Annotated in this window: 20 protein-coding genes; 18 read left to right on the forward strand and 2 right to left on the reverse strand. The window is 49.3% G+C overall.

The genetic code is table 11. From position 1 onward, the window contains the following. From C557_RS0114830 to C557_RS25185, 5 genes are all read left to right on the forward strand, one after another. Complete coding sequence (locus C557_RS0114830; protein WP_018752671.1) at positions 1–231, forward strand: hypothetical protein; 231 nt, start codon at positions 1–3, stop codon at positions 229–231. Next, positions 224–1,648, forward strand: coding sequence for a DUF2586 domain-containing protein (locus C557_RS0114835; RefSeq protein WP_018752672.1), 1,425 nt, complete (start codon positions 224–226; stop codon positions 1,646–1,648). Before C557_RS0114830 ends, C557_RS0114835 begins: the two co-directional genes overlap by 8 nt. 1 nt (position 1,649) lies before the next feature. Next, positions 1,650–2,084 carry a hypothetical protein gene (locus tag C557_RS0114840; protein WP_018752673.1) on the forward strand — a complete coding sequence of 145 codons (435 nt, stop codon included), beginning with the start codon at positions 1,650–1,652 and terminating at the stop codon, positions 2,082–2,084. Between the two features lie 44 nt (positions 2,085–2,128). Next, a complete protein-coding gene (locus C557_RS0114845; protein ID WP_018752674.1) occupies positions 2,129–2,470 on the forward strand; it encodes a DUF6848 family protein in 342 nt (113 codons plus the stop codon). Positions 2,471–2,535: 65 nt separating this feature from the next. Beyond that, the gene (locus C557_RS25185; protein ID WP_018752675.1) at positions 2,536–2,679 is read left to right on the forward strand and encodes a hypothetical protein; all 144 of its coding nucleotides are present in this window, start codon (positions 2,536–2,538) and stop codon (positions 2,677–2,679) included. A 10-nt stretch (positions 2,680–2,689) separates the two neighbouring features. On the opposite strand, the gene C557_RS0114855 is transcribed toward C557_RS25185, so the two are convergent. Then, positions 2,690–2,929: a hypothetical protein gene (locus C557_RS0114855; RefSeq protein ID WP_018752676.1), complete on the reverse strand. Its 240-nt coding sequence runs from the start codon at positions 2,927–2,929 to the stop codon at positions 2,690–2,692. 66 nt (positions 2,930–2,995) lie between these two features. Between C557_RS0114855 and C557_RS0114860 the strand changes: the two genes are divergently transcribed. The 10 genes from C557_RS0114860 to C557_RS0114910 all read left to right on the forward strand — a co-directional run bounded on the left by C557_RS0114860 (position 2,996) and on the right by C557_RS0114910 (position 12,343). Continuing rightward, positions 2,996–5,290: a phage tail tape measure protein gene (locus tag C557_RS0114860; protein WP_018752677.1), complete on the forward strand. Its 2,295-nt coding sequence runs from the start codon at positions 2,996–2,998 to the stop codon at positions 5,288–5,290. A 9-nt stretch (positions 5,291–5,299) separates the two neighbouring features. Continuing rightward, positions 5,300–5,917, forward strand: a complete 618-nt coding sequence (locus C557_RS0114865; RefSeq protein WP_018752678.1) for a hypothetical protein — start codon at positions 5,300–5,302, stop codon at positions 5,915–5,917. Between the two features lie 11 nt (positions 5,918–5,928). Then, positions 5,929–6,684 (forward strand): hypothetical protein, encoded by a 756-nt coding sequence (locus tag C557_RS0114870; RefSeq protein WP_018752679.1) that lies wholly within the window; start codon positions 5,929–5,931, stop codon positions 6,682–6,684. An 11-nt stretch (positions 6,685–6,695) separates the two neighbouring features. Further along, on the forward strand, positions 6,696–6,971 hold the full coding sequence (locus C557_RS0114875) for a hypothetical protein (RefSeq protein WP_018752680.1): 276 nt from the start codon (positions 6,696–6,698) through the stop codon (positions 6,969–6,971). After that, positions 6,971–7,381 carry a hypothetical protein gene (locus C557_RS0114880; RefSeq protein ID WP_018752681.1) on the forward strand — a complete coding sequence of 137 codons (411 nt, stop codon included), beginning with the start codon at positions 6,971–6,973 and terminating at the stop codon, positions 7,379–7,381. The genes C557_RS0114875 and C557_RS0114880 overlap by 1 nt, the downstream gene beginning before the upstream one ends. Further along, a complete protein-coding gene (locus tag C557_RS0114885; RefSeq protein WP_018752682.1) occupies positions 7,378–8,508 on the forward strand; it encodes a baseplate J/gp47 family protein in 1,131 nt (376 codons plus the stop codon). Before C557_RS0114880 ends, C557_RS0114885 begins: the two co-directional genes overlap by 4 nt. 5 nt (positions 8,509–8,513) lie before the next feature. Continuing rightward, positions 8,514–9,320 (forward strand): hypothetical protein, encoded by an 807-nt coding sequence (locus C557_RS24500; RefSeq protein ID WP_018752683.1) that lies wholly within the window; start codon positions 8,514–8,516, stop codon positions 9,318–9,320. An 11-nt stretch (positions 9,321–9,331) separates the two neighbouring features. After that, the gene (locus C557_RS0114895) at positions 9,332–9,721 is read left to right on the forward strand and encodes a phage tail-collar fiber domain-containing protein (RefSeq protein WP_018752684.1); all 390 of its coding nucleotides are present in this window, start codon (positions 9,332–9,334) and stop codon (positions 9,719–9,721) included. 15 nt (positions 9,722–9,736) lie between these two features. Continuing rightward, complete coding sequence (locus C557_RS24235; RefSeq protein WP_018752685.1) at positions 9,737–10,729, forward strand: pyocin knob domain-containing protein; 993 nt, start codon at positions 9,737–9,739, stop codon at positions 10,727–10,729. 630 nt (positions 10,730–11,359) lie between these two features. Beyond that, on the forward strand, positions 11,360–12,343 hold the full coding sequence (locus tag C557_RS0114910; RefSeq protein WP_018752687.1) for a sugar kinase: 984 nt from the start codon (positions 11,360–11,362) through the stop codon (positions 12,341–12,343). 84 nt (positions 12,344–12,427) lie between these two features. Here the strand turns inward: C557_RS0114910 and C557_RS0114915 are convergent, their stop codons facing one another. Beyond that, positions 12,428–12,967, reverse strand: coding sequence for a methylated-DNA--[protein]-cysteine S-methyltransferase (locus tag C557_RS0114915; RefSeq protein WP_018752688.1), 540 nt, complete (start codon positions 12,965–12,967; stop codon positions 12,428–12,430). A gap of 276 nt (positions 12,968–13,243) precedes the next feature. Here C557_RS0114915 and C557_RS0114920 point away from each other — a divergent pair, with 276 nt between their 5' ends. From C557_RS0114920 to C557_RS0114930, 3 genes are read left to right on the forward strand one after another with little or no spacing between them, the layout of a single operon-like run. Further along, positions 13,244–13,993 carry an HAD family hydrolase gene (locus tag C557_RS0114920; RefSeq protein ID WP_018752689.1) on the forward strand — a complete coding sequence of 250 codons (750 nt, stop codon included), beginning with the start codon at positions 13,244–13,246 and terminating at the stop codon, positions 13,991–13,993. Then, positions 13,980–14,837 (forward strand): MurR/RpiR family transcriptional regulator, encoded by an 858-nt coding sequence (locus C557_RS0114925; protein WP_018752690.1) that lies wholly within the window; start codon positions 13,980–13,982, stop codon positions 14,835–14,837. Before C557_RS0114920 ends, C557_RS0114925 begins: the two co-directional genes overlap by 14 nt. Then, positions 14,816–15,604: an MBL fold metallo-hydrolase gene (locus C557_RS0114930; protein WP_018752691.1), complete on the forward strand. Its 789-nt coding sequence runs from the start codon at positions 14,816–14,818 to the stop codon at positions 15,602–15,604. The genes C557_RS0114925 and C557_RS0114930 overlap by 22 nt, the downstream gene beginning before the upstream one ends. Positions 15,605–15,814 lie beyond the last annotated feature (210 nt).

The raw sequence follows: 15,814 nt of genomic DNA on the forward strand, positions 1-15,814 counted from the left end.
ATGGCAGCAAATAACAAGGCACCATCCATATCACAAGGCCCCGCCCCAAAGCTGGAAGAGATTAGCGAACTGAAGCGGCGGCTGAATGTGCCGGATTCTATTTACCAAGGGATGACGGCTGCCGAACGTTGGAAGCCTGGTCGCCAGGTGACTGAAGCCAAATTTGAAGAAGCTGTGAAACGCTTCTGCGGCAATCCGATCAGCGGAAAGAAGGTGAAGAAAGATGCTTAGAGATGTTAAAACGACCGTCACCGACGGCGGTCTAGGCATCCGTCCCGATGCCGGGATAGGGGTTCATTTGAAGATCGGAGTCTCTTCGGTTACGGCCAACTCGCCGATCATCATCACCGGCAATATGAGCGCGGCTAAAATCAAGCAACTACTCGGTCTCTCCCCTTTGGCCGATGCAGTCATGGATAGCGTGGAAAGTGGCGCTGGAAAAATTTATTGCGTACCGATTGCGGCCTCCGTAGATGGTACCATCGGAGCGGTCAAAAAGGTCGGTACCGGAACCGGGTCGGCCACGGTGGAAGGTAAGCCTGGAAATGCTTATGAAATCATTGTTCAGATTACGGAAAGTGGAGGACTTAATGCAGCTGCTTTAAAGTATTCGGTTGATGGCGGATATTCTTTTGGGGATGAAGTCACGCTTCCGCTGAATGGTGAGTTGGCGATCCCTGACACGGGGCTAACGTTCAAATTTACGGAGGATTCATCCGAACCGGAGAATTCGTTCAAAGTTGGCGATATGTTCACAGTCAAATCGGAGGCTCCGCAAATGTCTAATCAAGATGTGCTCGACGCCTTGACTAAATTAAGGAATAGCACACTGGCCTTTGAATTTGTTCACATCGTCGGAGAATCTACCCGCGCCCTTTGGTTTGCGGTAGCTGCGGAAATTACAACGCTACACGAAACATACAAGAAGCCGATTTGGGCAGTCTTAGAAGCTCCGCGCCCGGAACCCAGTGAGAGTATCGATGCTTACGCTCAACGGTTGATTGACGAGCGTAAAGGCTTCAAACATACGGATGTCCAAATCGTTTCGGCCTGGAGCAGGTATACCAAAATGGACGGTCGGACGATGCAAATCAATAACGCCGCGATCGTCTGCGGTTGGTATGCCAAGGCTGCCCCGCAGCAGTCGATCGGCGAGACGAAAACTTTCAGTGTTGACGAATACAAAATGTCGGAACTACTTCCGGTAGGAATTGAGGATTACATCGGCCTCCTTGACGATGAGAAATACCTTACCTTCCGGCAGTACGAAGGCCTTGAAGGCTACTACGTAACCAACGCTAGAATGATGTGCCCGGACGGATCGGATTACCGCTATGCCGAGAATGTCCGGATTAAGAACAAGCTGATCCGGGAAACCCGGAAGGAAGCTCTTAAGCAGCTTCAGGCGCAAGTCGATATGTCGGATGTCCAAGGCAGCCTGGAAACGATTGCGAAATTTATTGAAACGCCAGTCGACGTGATGGCCAGAACCAAAGAAATTTCTTCGGGGCGAATCGAGGTTCCACCAGACCAGGACATCCTGGTTAGCGAAACTCTTCAGGTCATCATTCGTTTTGTGCCAGTCGGTTATGTCCGGGAAATTGTCATCGATCTTGGAATGGAAAATCCATTTGTAGGGGGTGCATAACATGAGCGTCATTAACGGCAAAGCGTATGACTGGGGAGACATTAACATCACGATGCCAGGCCTGCAGCTGGAAGCACAGGAAATCTCCTACGATGATGAACTCGAAAAAGAAGTGGTTTACGGTAGGGGCCAACGTCCGCGCGGATACGGCGAAGGTAACTATAAGTCGGAGGGTAAGCTGTCCCTCTTGCGGGATGATTACGATGATCTGATTGCCTACTGCAAGGCTCAAGGCGTGGGTCTGTACAAGCTCGTGATCCCAAAGATCGTTGTCAGCTATGCAGATGGCAATAGTCGTACACGGACGGATGTCTTAAATACGATCACCTTCACGAAGGCTTCACACAAAAATGCCCAGGGCGACAAATCGCTGAAGGTGGATCTTGATTTTTTGATTGTGAATGGCGTTGATCGGGACGGCGTTAAGCCGTTGTAACTCGTTAATCTCAATATATTTGACAAATTACGGAGGCGAAAATCATGAGCGAAAAAGCAGTAGCAACCAAGTTGGATGATTACAAGGTGAAGTATGGCAAGGTGTATCAAGTAAAGGCCACGCTGGAGCCCGATGACGATACTACGGTGAATTTGGATTACGTGTTCAAACGACCCGCTGCGGCAAGCTATGACCGCTATGTTAAAAACACATCCCAGAGCCCTACTAAAGCCCTGAGGAATTTCATCCTAGATAACATAGTGGAAGAGCAAGCTGCTAAGCTTGAAGCGGATTTGGAAGAGTATCCGGCCCTCTCCCTTGCAATCGGTGAAAAGCTGCTGACCATGCTTGGGCTGAGTAAGGACGTAAATTTAAAGCAACTTTAGAGAGAGCCCTTCAGGAGGTACGAGCCAATATAATAGAATCCGGAATTCTGGAGATTCACAGGTTTGTGCCTCCTGCTCTGCTAAAGGTTGATCCGGGGCAGATGGTTATAGACGAGTTCATTAAGGCCTTGGCCCAGGCTCGCTATATTCAAGAGGTAGAGGAAATCGTTATGGCAAAGGCTATTGTGCGGGCGCTAGATAAAGAATAAAGCCGCCCTGTTAAAAGGACGGCTTCTTTCGGGTAATCCAACTGGCATATAACTTAGTTGCATTCTTTGCAGCTTTCCAGTTCTTCTCTTTTTTCTTATCAAGGTGTTTTCCGGCGTTGTTTTGAAAGCCTACCCAGAGTGTATATGGGGTGACGTATATGGCCAGCGGCACGAAGATAAGAACTGCAATGATGGCACCTGCACAAAGAGCGAACACCAGAACCTTGAATGCAAATAAAAGTCCAACCATTGTTTTGCGCCTCCTCTATGTATCTCTTTTTCCAATATATCACAAATGCAAGGGGGTGACTACATTGTGAGTCTTGACGCAGTGTTTAGGCTATCCGTGATCGTGGGGATGATTGATCAGATGACTGGCCCCATGGCCCGAATAAATTCCACTGTAGATGATTCTGTCAGTCGTATTGATAAGCTCAATCAGAGCTTTGCTGGGATGACGAAGACCGGGTTAGTAATGGCTGGGATCGGCGCCCAAATTACCGATGCGGCACTTGCTCCAGTAGAGGCAACATTAGAAACTCGCCGGGCTTTGGGCGAATTAGCCGCTATGGGTGTTGAAGATTTTGCTACGCTGGAGACAGCGGCAAGAGATTTTTCTGATGAGTGGGCTGGTACAACAAAGGCTGAATTTCTCCGGGCTGCGGTCGATATTAAAGGCGGTATAGATAGTCTTACGGACGAAGGCGTAGCTGGTTTCACAGATATCGCTGCGCTGACTGCAAAGGCCACAGGGGCAACTGCGGAACAGATGACATCCCTCTTCGCAACAGGTTACGGAATTTATAAAGATTATTATGATGATCTGTCTGATATGGAGTTTGGCGGTATGATGTCTGCTGGTCTCGCACAGGCAATTCTCGTCTTCAAAGCATCCGGCCCGGAATTGGCTGCTGCCATCCAATCACTTGGTGCATCGGCTACCTCAGCCAGCGTGCCAATGGAAGAGCAGCTCGCTGTTCTTGGGCAGCTCATGGCGACAATGTCCGGGTCAGAGGCGGGGACAAAATATAACGCCTTTGTGAAATCTGCTGCTAACGCTGGTAAGCAGCTAAAACTCAGTTTCATGGACTCAAACAATCAGTTGCTTTCCATGCCTGAAATACTAGAGACGCTTAATGGCAAATATGGCGAGACCATTGACGCAATGGAGAAGCAAGAAATACAGAAGGCGTTTGGCACGGTTGAAGCTGTTGCATTGATTGACCTGTTGTACTCTAAAACGGATAGTTTACAGGGCAATATCCTCAACTTGTATGATGCAATGGGACAAGGCACAGCAGTCACTCGTGAAATGGCGGAGGCTATAAATGCGACAGAACCAGAACGATACGAGCGGCTTCAACAACGGATTCATAATGTCACTGAAGAAGTCGGAAATATGTTGCTTCCCACATTCAATGCTTTTCTAGACAAAGGGGAACAAGTCGTCGGCAAGGTAAGCGATTGGATCAGCAAAAATCAACAACTCACAAAATACATCGTCCTGACTGTTCTTTCAATCGGAACATTGTTAGCAGTTGCTGGTACCCTTGTAGCTACCATTGGCGGCATTGGATTAATAATAACGAAGACCATTGGAATTTTTACAGGGTTTAGGGTCGCAATGTTGGCAAGCACGAGCTTGCTTGAAACAATGTATCTCAGGGCTTTATATGCCGGGGATGGCTTAAGGGCTATGGGCAGAGGGGCTATAAGCACATTACGTGCGCTACCGGGGCTGATAGCATCGGTCTGGTCATTCAACGCTGCCCTACTCGCTAACCCGGTGACATGGATCGTCATCGGTATTGTCGCCCTGGTTGCGGCAATCATCCTGTTATGGCGTAATTGGGACACCGTAGTAGCCTGGTTGCAAAAGACTTGGAATTCCTTTGTCAATGGCATTGTGGCAGGCTTCAATTGGGTGAAGAACCTCTTTGCGGGAATGCCTCTCTGGCTCCAGGTTGCAATAGCAGGGTTCTTCCCATTCATCGGCATCCCTATGCTGATCATCAACAATTGGGGAACTATTAAACAGTTTTTTGCAGATCTCTGGAACGGAGTCGTAACGATCTTTACAGGCGGCATTCAACGGGCAAAGGATACTATTACGGCAGCATTGACCTGGTTTAGAGAGTCGGGAACAAAGGTAGTCTCAACCTTTACGGATGGAATCAAGAGCGTGATCAATGCGCCTGCTGAAACCATCAAAAAAGGACTTGCCAAAGTGCGAGAGCTGCTACCGTTTTCGGATGCGCACGAAGGGCCGCTCTCGCAGCTCACGCTGTCCGGTCGCCGGGTGTTCGAGACAATTGGTACCGGGATGGAACAAAGCCAGGACATTCCTGCTGAGATGGCCGACAAAGCCTTTGGTCAGATGGGCATGGATCGGGGCAGCGAAGTGAATTCGATTAGTCTACGAGAAGTAATGTCCGAACGATCGGACAGCAGCACTCTTATGCAGGAGCGGGAAAATGGCACGATGATAGAAACGCTCAACATCAGTGTAGATATTTCCAAGCTGAAGGATCTCCCTGCCCTCTTCAAACTGTTAAAAGAAATCGAAGATTACACCAACAGTAACGGGGCAACTCCGGCCCCGGCTGGATAGGAGGACAACATGATCTATATCGATGACACAGGCGTTAAGGTCGGAGGCGTTGTGCTCCCCGGCCTGTTCCGGAGTATGGAAATCAAGGGCGAAGCAAAGGTAGAAGAACAGGAAGTCAAGGGAAAGACAACAAAGCCTAAGCAAGCAACCGGGTATGAGGACGCCAAGATCACGCTGGAGATCGCGCTGGAGGATAGCCCGAACATGACCAAACTTCGCAGGTTGGAGACGATCCAACGGCTGTTTCAAAAGCCTGGTCAAGCCAAACCAATAGTACATGACTTTGTTAGCACCCATTCCTCTGTGCGCGGTGTGAACAAGGTGATATTGAAGAGCTTGACCACAAGAGAGCAGAATAAGAAGTCGGAAATAACGGTTATGATCGAACTTTGGCAATACGCTGCAAGCAGGATCACGGCATCAAAATCCAGCGGTAAAGCCACAGCTAAGAAATCCGCTTCTAAATCATCATCCTCAATCAAACTTACCGAGGATTTCAGTAGATACTTGTCTGATGGTAACCGAGGGACTGCTCCCAAGACATCTAACAAGACCTCAAAAACGGCAGCTGTCGACAATAAAAACACATCCGTATACAAAAACGGTATCCTTCGGATGCCAGTGTAAGGGGGAACGGCATGGATGAAGAAGATTTGTTCTACCCGGAATTGAATGTTCAGCTTGGCAGCTATGATCTGTCTGAAGGAGTCGAAGTTGAAGTGTATTCTTCTGCTGACTCTTACTTTGATTGGGGCAAAGTGCGATTTACAGAACAGTTCCAGGACAAGATCAGCACGGCCAAGATGGACAAGGCACTGATTGAACTGGGCTATGACGGACAGTTTGAGGAAGTGTTTCAGGGCTACGTGGTAAGCCCTTATAATACAGGCGGCAGCCAGAATGAAATCCTACTGAAGGATGCTATGATCCTGCTGGAAGACACCATGATCACGAACACCTTCCTCCAGGCAACACCGCAAGAGATCCTGAGATACTGTTTGTCTAAGGCCGGGGTAAGTGATATAAGAATTTCTTCAAAGGTTTACCCGAAACGATCGACTATCCCCATCGTCCAGAAGAATGTCATATCGGTGATCGAAACAATTCATACGGTATGGCAGATCCGGGAGCCTTTCTTTTTCTCAGCCGGGATCTTCTACTGGGGAGAGCAGCCAGAGCAGGACAAGGTATATGAATTTAAGTATGCAGAGAACATCATTCAGCTTGAACGCCAGGGCGGCCTATGGGAGCTAGTGACCATATCTGCCCCGTGGATCAGGCACGGTCATAAGATCATGGTTGATCATCCCAATATATCCGGTGAGTTCGTTGTTCATAAGGTTGTGTTCACAACTGAGGTATCCGGATTTATTCGGACAAGAATTTATTTTTAGGCGGTGGGAATATGTCGTTAGCTCAAATGATTAACACGGCTGTTAAGAAGCAGATTGAAACGGATTACCCTCATCTGCTCTACCCTGCCGCTGTCCGTGCAAAAATAACGAAGGCTGCCGGAGAGTACAATCTCAAAATACTTGACGATAACGGCGTTATTGACGCACGTTATCCGGAGATTCCGAACGTCAAATCGGAGCAGATATTTGAGGTTGGTGACACGGTGGCCGTGTTGCTGATGTACGGCCAACTTGATCTGTACATCGTCGGCAAGGTGGTGAGTTGATGGCAGGACTAAATGACACGGACATCCTGCTCGATGCTAATTGGCAGATTGCCCAGGCTACGGGCGGTGATGCGTTGCTGATCTCAGGTATGGATTGCTTCTTGCAAGATATCCGGCTAGAGGCAATGAGCCAAGAGGGCGAACTGTTCTATGACGAGAGCTGGGGTTGGTCATTGCTGGACTTCCTTCAGACGCAGGACGATGAGCTGACCAGGGCAGAGATCGCGCAGCGGGTACAGGTCAAACTGTCGCGGCGGTCAGAGATCGATCCGGATACGATTGACGCGCTGGCTAGATTCAATGAGGACAGGATTTCGGTCTGTGTGTCCTTTCGGTTCTATGGTAGCGATACTCCGTACCAGCTCGACATTGAGCTAGACCGGGTACAAGTTGAGGTGATTGCAAGATGATTGATGACAAACTGCTGGATCAGATCCTCCCGCTGCCAGATCGCGAGGAACTGAAGAACGAGCTTCAGGAGGAACTAGAGTCTGAAGGGTTCGCCATTACGAATTACGCTTCAGGGGGCATCTTCTACACGCTCTTGATGATTGCAATTCAGATCCGGATTGACCTGGTTAACTTACTTCGGACAGTGCTGAATAATATGTTCATCGGTCACGCTTCCGGGGATTGGCTAGAGATTAAGGCAGCGGACTTCTCCAAGCTCCGGAAGCAGCCTGTCAAAACGCGCGGATATGTAACCCTACTCCGCTCCACAGCGGGAGAAGCCGTACAGATCGCCAAGGGCGATATGTTTAAAACGGAGCCCGACCTCTTGGGCGAGGAACTGCGCTACCTTGTGTTGGAGAATCAGACCATGCCAGCGGATGCCCTCTCATTTCGGGTGCTGGTTGAAGCTGAAGCGGAAGGCTCTGCCTACAATGTGCCTATCGGCCAGATTAAGCGGTCACTGACTCATATAGAGGGCATTGACTCTATCACGAATGAGTCCGGCTGGATTACCCGCGAAGGCAGCGATCTGGAAGAGATCGAGAGCTTGCGAGAAAGGACGATGAACAGTTGGGCTGAGCTTTCCGCGATGCCTACCGCCGCAAAATATAAGTCAGTCTGTGAAGCAATTCCCGGCGTGCTGTTCGTCCGAGTGGATGACATGCACCCGCGCGGCCAGGGGACGATCGATATCATTGTTACAGGGACGGCAGGCACCCCTTCAGAGGGGCTGCTTGCCCAAGTTCAAGAGGCGGCAGACTCCATCAAAGGGCCAGATGATAACGTCCTAGTCAAAGCATCTGACACCGTGGAGCAGGACATTGCCGTTACGATCTGGATTCCAGTGGATGCTTCGGAGGATGGACTTGAGACCAAAGCGATTGCAATTTTGACCGAACTGCTCCGGATTAAAAAAGGCCGGGACTTGAACGTGCTTAACCATGCGGACATCATCTATGCGATCCGCTCCGGAATTAGCATCAGTAAGAATGTCAAGGTCACTGATCCACCGCAGGACGTTGCCCTGGACAATAACAAGGTGATCGTGCTGGGAGCCGTCAGCATCACCATTCTGAGGGGGTAGCGGCCATGTTTGAGAAGTTTTCCGATTACATGTTCTATCTGCTGTTTGGCCCCCTCAAGAAGGTGATCAAAAAAGGCAATCAGTTCTATATCTTTTTCAAGGTGATTGGCAAGCTGTTCGACCGTTCCAAGCAGGACATATTCCGAGTCCGCGAGGAGTCCATGCTCATATCGGCCAGTGAGCTGCTACTTGATGAGCATGGACGTGAGAGAGATATGCCACGGCTTAAGGGAGAAGATCTTGAGAGCTATCGGATGCGGCTGATGATGAAGAACGTCATAGCCGAACAGGCCGGAACAAAAAACGGTATCCTGGTTGCCCTGAAGGCTTTGGGATACGACCAGTCCTACATCGAACCTTACTATCTGTATGATCCGGCGCGCTGGGCTGAATTCATCGTTTATCTTGGCAGCAAGACTCCCCCAGGAGTGAATAGCCTATCTGTTATCAATGCCGAGGTTATGAAGCTTAAGCCAGCACGTTCCAAGCCGAACTATGGAATCAGATTCGACTTTCATCACCAGTACAAGATTAAGACAAGACTGAGACTTCGGTCGCGTGTGAACTTTTTCGGCGGCTATCCTTGGTACCTTGACGGCGTGGAGCAGCTTAACGGCCACCCATCCCTGTCAGGCTGGGCAGGCAACCGCCCCCGCTTTAACAACCAGATTCTACTCCGGAGTAAGCAGCTTAATGAGATCAGACAGGATGCCATTATCCGTCAGCGTCACAACTATTGGCTGCTGGATGGATCGGTTCCGCTGGACGGATCGCGGCTCTTGAGTGCTACGGAGACCATCATAACTATATAGGAGGTACACACATGGCAGATCAGGTATTGACGGTTACAACGGCCTACGCCCGCGCCCAGGTGGCCCGAGCGCGGGCAGAAGGCGGCAGCTTGACCAAGGTAGTGCAAATGGCCTTTGGTAATGGCGGTGTTGATTCAGGAGGGAACCCTTTGCCAGTGGACGGTACGGAGGAAACGCTGCGTAATGAATTGCTCCGTAAGGACATTGATAGCTATGAGTTCATCGAACCAGCTACAATCCGCTACCGCTGCCCATTAGCCGAAAATGAGCTATCCGGGCAGATCATCAATGAGCTGGCCCTGGTGGATGAGATTGGTAAGTTCACGGCCCTCCGCACCATGGGCGATAAGCTCAAGGATGGCGACATGGAATTCATTTTCGAGATAGACGACATTTATTAAGGGGGCGCTACGAAGATGGCAATACAACCGCCTAGACGATTTGTGATCACGGATCAAGGCCATGCGGATGTCCTTAACGTTCCGATTGACACGCTTTATGATAACGACCTTGATCTGCAAAGCCAGATCGACAGCATCAAAGAAAACCCCGCCGAAAACGGGGTCGTAGCAGACGAGGATTTTCAGGATCATATTGGGGATACGGTGGCACATATCACGGCAGCGGAACGTGCCGCCTGGAATGCAGCAGAGGGTAACGCCAAGGCGTACACCGACACCGCAGCCGCGCCCAAGGTGCATAGCCATACAGCGTCCGACTTGCCTTCAGCGACGACCCAGGCGCGCGGGGTGGTGCAGCTCAACACATCCACCACCAGCACCGCCACCAACCAGGCTGCTACGCCTAGTGCAGTCAAGGCGGCGTATGACGCAGCGAATGCGGCCAATAATGCAAGCGTGCCGAGGGCTACGCGGTCTACCAACAATCTGAATAGCATCACAGAAAACGGTTTTTACGATGGGTCCAGCATGGCTAATGCCCCAAGTACAGATTGGCATTATGTCGAGAATATCGTACATTCTGCTAACCCTGGAGCTTGGCGGTTTCAGAGGGCAACGAATTTTAATACGGGAGTTACGTATTGGAGACAATTACGAGCCGGGACATGGACAGCCTGGCAGACATGGGGTGGTGGAGTGAAAAAAGTAACGAGATATGCGGTTAGATTTGAAAATGGTGACCCTGATAGAGAGTCACAAATTTATTTAACGATACCGCAAGTTGATCCCAGTAAAACATCAGTCAACGTAACAAGTTACCGCCTATATGGTTTTGCACGTTATTCAGATACATCATCAATCTACAGTCCAACTCCGGGACGCACGCATCCAGGAGTCTACTTGTTTGACGCGACTAGAGTTAGGTTGTGGCTCGGAGAGTCGCTAAACGTAAACGGCTCTGGTTCTTTAAGCGTAGAGGTTTACTTTGAAATTATTGAATACAACTAAAAAGGTGGGTTAAATAAATGCCATATATCCAAGTTAGTAACAGCGGAATCGTGTGTGCAATCAGTGATAGTCAAGTCGTACCTGATGCCGAAAACATCTTCGAGGTTGACTCATTCGACTCGTCTTATTTAGGCAAGCGTAGACTCGCAGACGGAACCTTTGAGGATGTTCCGCTACCAGAATCATCGCAGGAGTCAGACGCCAAATAGGTGTATTTTTTATGCCCTCGGAGCCGATCCGGGGGTTTTTTATAAGGGCCAATTAATAGTTACATGACCTGATATAACCCCGTTTGCTATTACGATCGCAGCAACAACTATACCTCCTAAGATCATACCGGGCCAGGTACTCAAAAACTTCACAAACCTATTTCCCATATTTAAACGCTCCCTACGCTCCCTAGATTTGGTATTACTTACTTCGATTTAATAATGATTAATCCCTTCTGTGGACGCAATTTTTGCCAAATATCGTGAGAATTTTTGCCAAAAATTTTGCGTGGCTACACTTAATCATAAATTCGACTAATATTTTATTGCGAAAAAAGGAAAATGTAAGCGGTTAAGAGAAATACATATATATGCATTTGAACATGAATGGCGCGTGTACCGAATATTAGGGGAAGGTGAAATGGATAAGATGAGTGGAAGCAAGCAGCAGGACAAGGGAATTCTTGATGTGGTAACCTTTGGGGAAAGTATGGCTTTGCTTATTGCCGAAGGGGGAAAAGGGCTGGAATATGCCAGCAACCTATCTCCTTCCATTGGCGGAGCAGAATCGAATGTGGCTATTGGGCTGGCGCGTCTTGGACAGGCTTCCGGATGGTGTGGGCGTTTGGGAAATGACCCCTTCGGCCGCCGCATTATTAAAGCGATCCGCGGTGAAGGGGTCGATGTATCTCGCGTACAATTAACGGATGAGGCTCCTACAGGTCTAATGGTTCGCGAAAATGTCGCGGGAAAAAGCTCGGTGTATTATTACCGCAAGCTATCTGCGGCCAGCTTCATGCGGCCCGAGCATCTGGATGAGGCGTATATTGCTAGTGCCAAGGTGCTGCATCTCACGGGGATTACACCGGCGCTAAGCGCTTCTTGTATTGAAACGGTCCATGCGGCGGTAGCCATGGCCAAGCGGAATGGGGTTAAGGTTAGCTTTGATCCCAATCTTCGTTTGAAGCTGTGGAATCTGGAGGAAGCACGCCAGGTGTTGCTGCCACTTGCGCAACAAGCGGATTATTTCCTGCCTGGACTAGATGAATTAAAGCTGTTGTATCAGATTGATGCCATGGACACTATCACGGGCAAGCTAAAGGAGCTTCCAGGGATCAGTATCATCAAAGGCGGAGAGGATTGCACCTATGTTCTGGAGAAGGATGAACTCATTGCCGTACCTTATTTCAAGGTGGATCAGGTGATTGATACGGTGGGGGCAGGAGACGGCTTTTGCGCCGGATTTCTGGCTGGCGTAGTCCGCGGCTACAGTATGGAGGAAGCAGTGCGTCTTGGCAATCTCATTGGCTCACAGGTCATTCAGGCGGTGGGCGATTGGGAAGGACTGCCAAGCGGGGTGGAGATTGAGCAACTGTTATCCGGAAAAGGGCATGTGGAACGGTAAATGACCAGAATAACCATCCAATGCTGAAAATATGATTTTGAATTTGTACGATAGGTAATAAAAATAAACGGCTGCTTTCAGAATTTACTTCGGAAAGCAGCCGTTTTGTTCTAGTTCAAGCAATCGCTTCTTCATCTCCAGCCCACCGCGGTAGCCAGTGAGCGACCCATTCTTGCCGATGACCCGATGGCATGGAATGGCCATGAGAACCGGGTTAGCGCCAATAGCGGTTCCGACGGCGCGAACTGCGGCCGGCTTGCCGATCCCTTCTGCAATGTCGGCGTAGGATCGGGTTTGTCCGTAAGGGATGGCACGCAAGGCTTGCCAGACGGCAAGCTGGAACGGTGTGCCTCTTACATCACAGGGTACAGTGAATGAACTTTGCTCGCCTTGCAAATACGCTGCTAATTCGCTGATATAAGGTGCCAGAGCATCCTCGTTGTGCTCGAGCGGGGAGCCGGGAAAACGGCGGGATGCCCAGTCCTCCATAACCGATAGTGGCTGATGAGGTGAGCCAACATAGGCGAGGCCCTTCCGCGTGGCGGCGATGTGCAGAGGACCGCCTTCATCGGCAAGAAGAGCCCAGTATACAGGTTCAGGTGTTGCCTTTCTCGCTTGAGTCATGCTGCAAACTCCCTTCATGGATGATCTGTACAAGTCAAAGTACAAGCTCTGATTACAGTATAACAAAACTATATCAGTTGAAATCAGTTGAACTCAAGAAAAAGCATAACAAGCTCTTTAATAATAAATTTTTCCAACAAGGACATTTACGAAAGTCATCATTTGAATTGATTTCGAGCAAATACTTTCATTCTAAGATGGAGTCATGAATGAAGGAAAACAAACATTTATGTAGTGTATGAAGGAAAGGCTACATGAGAAAGAGTGGAGGCATCTATGATTCGATATGTGTGGTTTGATCTTGGCTACACCCTGGTGAAGACGAACCGTGAGGAGGTCTACCTGCAAACCTTGCAGGGGCTTGGCGTAACAAAAACGCTAAACGAGATTACACTTGCCTATCATTTGGCGGACAAGCTATTTATGCGAGAATTCCAGGGAGTCTTGGGCAAGGACAGCAGATCATATATGCCCTGGTATATCGGCGTGCTCAATTATTATTTGCAATTAAGCTTGCCCATCGAAGAAGTGTTGGAAATCCATCGTACGATGCTGAAGGAGCGAGCCACAGGCTGGCGCGCCTTTCCCTACAGCAAGCCAACGCTGCGGTATCTGAAAGAGCTTGGTTACGGTATTGGCCTGATCTCCAATTGGAACAACACTGCCCGTGATGTCCTGCGGCGCAATCAACTCGACGAAGAGCTGGACGTCATTGTGATCTCCTCAGAGTTGGAACTGGAGAAGCCCGATCCAGCCATATTTGTCCATGCTTTACAAAAGGCTGGCGTTACGGCTGAGGAGTCCCTTTATGTGGGCGACAATTATTATGACGACTATATTGGCTCCAGTCAGGTCGGGATGAGCTGCCTGTTGATTAATCCTTACGGCAAACGAGGGATTGAAGAATTGAGCTATGGACAGGTCATATCCGGGGTTCATGAGCTTCCCGCTTATTTGGGACATCCGGCAAAGCGGGAGGAGCTGTCCGAATCTGGAGTCGGGGGACCGAGTCATGTCGAGAATTGAAGAGCGTATTCGTGAGCAGTTTGACCATTTGAGCTTAAGTCAGAAGAAGGTTGCCCACTACATTCAGAGTAATTTGCGGGAGGCGGCACTGCAATCGGCGCAGCGGATTGCCGAGAAATCGGGAGTTAGCGAAGCTACGGTACACCGTTTGGCTCAAGCGCTGGCATATTCGAGTTTTTCCGAGATGCATCAGGATTTAAGACAGTTAGTAATTCGGGACCGGCGGGCTGTTCAAAATTTCATTCAAACCACGAATCGGCAGGAGGAATCCTGGCTGGAAAAGCATTTTGCGCAGGAAGCGGAAAATATTCGCCAAACGATGCTGCAGGTGAAGCAAGGACAGATTCATGATGCGGCCCGGTTGCTGTTACAGGCGGATCGGATCTGGGTGGTTGGTTGGAGAATGGGCTTGTCTGTTACGGCCTTTTTCAGTTTTGTGATGAAATACATGCTGGGCAACTGCGAGTTGATTCCACAAGGGGGTGTTGCGGAATACGCACCGTACATTAAACCGGGAGATGTTGTATTTGCTTGCGGATTTCCAAGGTATTGTTCCAGAACCTTGAAGCTGTCCAGATTAGCCAAGGAGCAGCAGGCACAATTGATTGTGCTTACCGATTCCGGGTTGTCTCCCTTTGCCAAGCTTGCTGACCTGGTATTGCTGGCGGAATGCAAGTCTACAGGCTTTCTTGATTCCTATACGGCCTCTTTATCCGTCGTCAATGCCATCATTAATGAGGTGTCCTACCTGGAGAGAGATCGGGTGCGGGGCAATCTGGAACGGATGGAATCCATGTTCAAGGAATTCCAGGATAGCTTTGAATGGATGCACAAATCAAAGTAGAATTCAACGACAACAGTAAGGGAAGGAATCGCATGGAGCTTACGGTAATCGGTTATTGGGGAGCATTTCCCGCTAGAAATGAAGCTACTTCAGGCTACTTGCTGAGGCATAAGGAGTGTGCGGTGCTGCTGGACTGTGGCAGTGGTGTTCTATCACGGCTGCAAAACGAAGTCGGGTTGGAGCAATTGGATGCTGTTTTTATCACTCATACGCATGCTGACCATTTTGCCGATGCCTATGCGCTGGAGTTTGCCACGTTGGTCTTGACGCAGATTGGTAAGCGTACCAGGCCGCTGGATGTCTACGTGTACAGTGAAGATCTGGAAGGCTTGCAATTTGCTTATCCCGAATATATCCGGGTACATCTCATTGATACGAGGCAAACGGTGAAGGTAGGAGAAGTCATGTTTACATTCCAGGAGACCATTCATGAGGTTCCCTGCTGCGCCATTAAGGCGACATCCCCGGAGGGGACGTCGATTGTCTATTCGGGAGATACAGGCTTCTGCCAAAGCTTTATCGAGTTTGCATCAGGCGCTGATTTGCTCGTTTTGGAGAGCAGCTTCTACGAGGTACAGAAAGGCATGATGTCAGGACATCTTACTGCCGGAGAAGCGGGAGAGGTAGCTCGCCTGGCAGGCGCAGGCCATTTGATTCTCACGCATCTTCCGCATTACGGAGAGCATCAGCAACTTAAGCTAGAAGCCGGGCGCTATTATGAGGGCCCTATCGAATTGGCCCATTCCGGGTTGAAGTGGAGCTTATAGCGATCAAAATTATTAGTTGAGACTGAGGGATAGGCATAACAAGCAAGCGAGAAAAATGATTCTGAAGAAGCTCAAAGCTTTTTGCAAGAAAGCTGCATCGGAAGCCTAAGCTTGTTCGCCTTTGGGAAAGGATTTCTACCTCATAATAATTTAATAAATAAGAGAAATCCATGAGCAACAGTGATCGTAAGAACATATAAACAAAAATAT

Origin of the sequence: Paenibacillus sanguinis 2301083 = DSM 16941, assembly GCF_000374825.1 — a bacterium.
In the GTDB taxonomy this organism is placed as follows: Bacteria; Bacillota; Bacilli; order Paenibacillales; family Paenibacillaceae; genus Fontibacillus; species Fontibacillus sanguinis.